Annotated in this window: 4 protein-coding genes and 1 pseudogene; all 5 read left to right on the plus strand. The window is 39.4% G+C overall.

The annotated features are described in order from the left end of the window. Positions 1 to 1,444 (plus strand): bacillithiol biosynthesis cysteine-adding enzyme BshC (gene bshC / locus AB685_RS27200; RefSeq protein WP_047973724.1); only part of this gene is annotated, 1,444 nt, incomplete at its 5' end. Between the two features lie 153 nt (positions 1,445 to 1,597). Next, on the plus strand, positions 1,598 to 2,029 hold the full coding sequence (gene mraZ, locus AB685_RS27205; RefSeq protein WP_047973725.1) for a division/cell wall cluster transcriptional repressor MraZ: 432 nt from the start codon (positions 1,598 to 1,600) through the stop codon (positions 2,027 to 2,029). A 41-nt stretch (positions 2,030 to 2,070) separates the two neighbouring features. Next, positions 2,071 to 3,006: a 16S rRNA (cytosine(1402)-N(4))-methyltransferase RsmH gene (gene rsmH, locus AB685_RS27210; RefSeq protein ID WP_047973726.1), complete on the plus strand. Its 936-nt coding sequence runs from the start codon at positions 2,071 to 2,073 to the stop codon at positions 3,004 to 3,006. 13 nt (positions 3,007 to 3,019) lie between these two features. Next, a complete protein-coding gene (ftsL, locus tag AB685_RS27215; RefSeq protein WP_047973727.1) occupies positions 3,020 to 3,373 on the plus strand; it encodes a cell division protein FtsL in 354 nt (117 codons plus the stop codon). 85 nt (positions 3,374 to 3,458) lie between these two features. Beyond that, a pseudogene (locus AB685_RS27220) lies at positions 3,459 to 4,273 on the plus strand (penicillin-binding protein); the annotation flags it as partial.

Raw genomic sequence — 4,273 nt, forward strand, 5'->3', positions numbered from 1 at the left:
TCTACAACTCACCCACAAGGATCTTCCATATAAAAATCCGGTTGAGTCAAATATTGAAAAGCTAAAAGATCCTACCTCGGTCGTAGTAGTAGGAGGACAGCAAGCTGGCTTACTTACAGGCCCCTTGTATACCGTATATAAGGCAATGAGTGTCATCTTTCTTGCTAAATCACAAGAAAGTGAACTTCAAGTACCCGTCGTTCCTGTTTTTTGGATTGCGGGGGAGGACCATGACCTTGAAGAAGTGAGGTTTGTATATACTCAAAAGGGTGAGACGTGGAAAAAGGTAGGAATTGATATGACTGATACGTATCAATCTTTATCTTCTACTCTCTTACCTAAAGACAAGTTACATACATGGCTCAATCAAATACTTAAGACTTTACCAGAAACGGATCACACGGAACATCTTATTGCGACAATCAAGAATTTTGCTGAACGATCGAGCACTTTTGTAGATTTTTTCTCACTTGTTATGAATTGGCTTTTTAAAGAAGAAGGGCTTATTTTACTTGATTCTGATCACCCAGGTTTGAGAGCGATTGAAACCGATTATTTTATGATGTTGGTGAATCGAGTGGAGGATCTTCAAYCAGCTCAGCAAAAAGGTGTACAGACCTTTAGTGAGTTAGGATATGGCRAACCCATTTCAACTGATCAGGAAAACGCACACTTATTCTACACATATAATGATGAACGAAAGAGGCTTGACTACAAAGATGGTGCTTTTTATATAAAAAATAGTGAGATACGTTTTACGAAACGGGAGCTAGTAGATCTCGTCTCAAAGTATCCAGAACGTTTTAGTAATAATGTAGTGACAAGGCCACTGATGCAGGAATTTATCTTACCAGTCCTTTCATTTGTTGCAGGACCTGGTGAGCTTGCTTATTGGGGAACATTAAAGCCGGTATTTCATGCATTTCATACATCGATGCCCCCTTTAACACCAAGGCTGCAAATGACGTTTGTTCMTCGTTCCATGCAAAAGTGGGTTGAAGAAAATCAGTATACGTATGATCAATTGTTATCAGGTGAGGTGGGGGACTTAAAGAAGAATTGGCTAAAGGAAGTAGAAAACCATCCTATTGATGAAGTTGTAGCAGATGTTACGACTACAATCAAAGAGGCTCATCTCTCTGTACAGCAACTTTCCAAGAAGATCGATGAGACTCTTTATCGGTTATCAAAGAAGAATGAAGAGATCATTTTAGAGCAACTAAATTTTATGAAGAAAAAAATGGTTCATTCTATTGAAGGAAAACACAAATTGGCGCTATCAAAATTTGACGAAGCAGAAAATTGGTTAACCCCCTTAAATCGACCGCAAGAACGCGTGATTCATCCCATAGTTTTACTAAACCTAGCAGGTTGTGATGCTATTGACCGAATCATGGAACAAAAAATGTCACTAAACACCTATCATAAACTCATTTTGTTGTAAAAAACTGTTCGAAGACACCGTCGAAAGAATGAGAACGAAAAATCCTGTCTATAGGCAGGATTTTTTTTGTTTATAGGAAATTTAATTTATAGTGGTACAAAGTGGAGGGTTGTGGTAACTTAAGGGTAGTAAGTGGGGGGAGATGGATGCACGATGTTCATGGGGGAGTATCGCCACAACGTCGATGAAAAAGGAAGAATGATTGTGCCTGCAAAATTTCGAGAGTCACTAGGTACGTCCTTTGTTGTAACCCGTGGATTAGATCGGTGTCTATTTGTGTACCCACTAGATGAATGGAAACGACTTGAAGAACAATTAAAAACCCTCCCTTTTACAAAAAAAGATGCTAGAGCTTTTACTCGTTTTTTCTTTTCTGGAGCTGCTGAATGTGAACTAGACAAGCAGGGAAGAGTAAATATTGCACAAACGTTACGCGAGTATGCAGAACTCGAAAAAGAGTGTGTGATCATTGGGGTTTCTAATCGAGTAGAAGTATGGAGTAAGGCGAAGTGGGAAGAGTACTTTGAGGAATCAGAAGACTCATTTGGTGAAATTGCTGAGAATTTAATTGACTTTGATCTATAGACAATACATCACGATATGGATAGGAAAGAGATGGTGATAACATGTTCACCCACATCACGGTATTAAAAGAAGAGTCCGTAAAAGGTTTGGCGATTAAGCCAAATGGCATCTATGTTGATTGCACTCTAGGAGGAGCTGGGCATTCGTCACTCATACTAGAACAATTAAGTGACGAGGGTCATTTATATGCATTTGATCAAGATGATACAGCTCTCGCTCATGCAAAAGAGGTTTTATCTAAATACGAAGGAAAGTTCACCTTAATTCGAAGTAATTTTCGTTTTCTGCGAGAAGAGCTTGCTAAACACGGCATCTCAAAAGTAGATGGTGTACTGTTTGACCTAGGTGTAAGCTCCCCTCAACTAGATGAAGCGGAAAGAGGCTTTAGTTATCATCAAGATGCGGCTCTTGATATGAGAATGGACCAAACAGCATCCTTGACAGCTCATCAAGTGGTAAATGAATGGGAATTTAATCGACTMGTCTCTATTATTTCTAGGTATGGGGAAGAGAAATTTGCAAAGCAAATTGCTAGAAAAATTGAAGCGGCAAGGGAAAAGAAATCGATCGATACAACAAGTCAGTTGGTAGAAATCATTAAAGATGCGATTCCAGCTCCGGCAAGAAGAACTGGTGGACACCCCGCAAAGAGAACCTTCCAAGCAATACGTATCGCCGTTAATGACGAACTTGGTGCTTTTGAGGAAGCGTTAGAAGATGCCATCACCATTACGAACCAAAACGGTCGAATTTGTGTGATTACTTTTCATTCATTAGAAGATCGTCTATGTAAAGAAATATTTAGAGAAAAAAGTAAAGGGCCTGACCTGCCTCCGGGCTTACCAGTCATACCTGAAGGGTACGAACCTGATATAAAATTGATTACGAGAAAACCCATTATAGCCGGAGATGTAGAATTAACTGCGAATAACCGAGCCCGTTCAGCTAAATTACGAATTGCTGAAAAACAAAAATAAGGAGGTTTTTAAAATGAGTATGGTTGCCCGTCAAATTCAACACCAACAACAAACGGAAGTGAAAACAAAAAAGGTTGTTAGGCGTCATAGATCAAGAATTACCTTAGGGGAAAAGATTATCGGTCTTACTATGACGGTTGTTGCATTTGCGATGATTGGTTTAATGCTACATAATTATGCATCGATTTATACCTTAAATAAGGATGTACATCAGCTTCAAGGAACAATTTCCCAACAATCGCAAGTAAATGAAGGGCTCTCCCTTCAAGTTGTTGAACTGAGTGCGCCTGATCGAATTCTAGATATTGCTACTGGTGAACTTGGAATGTCATTAGATGATAATAAAGTGAAAGTCGTTCAAAACTAGTTCATTCTTTGAACTAGTTTTTTTCACAACTGTACCTAGTTATACAATCTATAAGTCTATTTTTATTTAAGAGGAAGTGAGAAACGTGGAGATTAAACGTGCTGCAACGAATGTTCGTGCCGTCGTCATCTTAGCGAGCTTTCTCGTCCTTTTTGCGATCTTGATGGGACGATTTACTTACATTCAAGTGACAAAAGAAGTGAAAGGACAAGAGCTTGCAACAATGGGAGAAGAACGCTGGTCAAAAGAACAAGTGATTGAAGGCAAGCGAGGAACAATTTTTGATCGGCGAGGTAGCGCGCTTGCAGAAGAATTAAATTCTTATAATGTGTTTGCTATTTTAAGTGCAGATTACCCTAATCATGTGGCTGACCCTAAAGAAACTGCAAATAAGTTGGCTCCACATATTTCTATGGAACAAGCGGATTTAGAACGAATCCTCTCAACCGAAGGTCGGTTCCAAGTAGAGTTAGGTGCCGGAGCAAGAAATCTCACACACGCTGAGATGGAAGAAATAAAAGCACTAAACTTGGAAGGGATTATGTTTAGCGAAGAGCCAAGGCGTTATTATCCTAAGCAAACGTATGCCTCACATGTGATTGGTTACACAGAAAGTAATATGRAAACAGCTAGAATGGGTTTAGAAAGAAGCTTAGATGAGTATTTAAGAGCTGAAGATGGGTTAGTACAATATCAAAGTGACCGCCGAGGGGTGCCACTTCCAAATGCAACAAGACATGTGACCGCACCTAAAAACGGGCATGATGTGTATTTAACATTAGATTCAAATATCCAAACAGCACTAGAGCAAGTCATGACTCAAGTTAATGAGCAGTATGAACCTGAGAAAATGATCGCGATTGTGGCAGATCCAAAAACAGGTGAAATTTTAGCGATGAG

The organism is Bacillus sp. LL01, assembly GCF_001037965.1.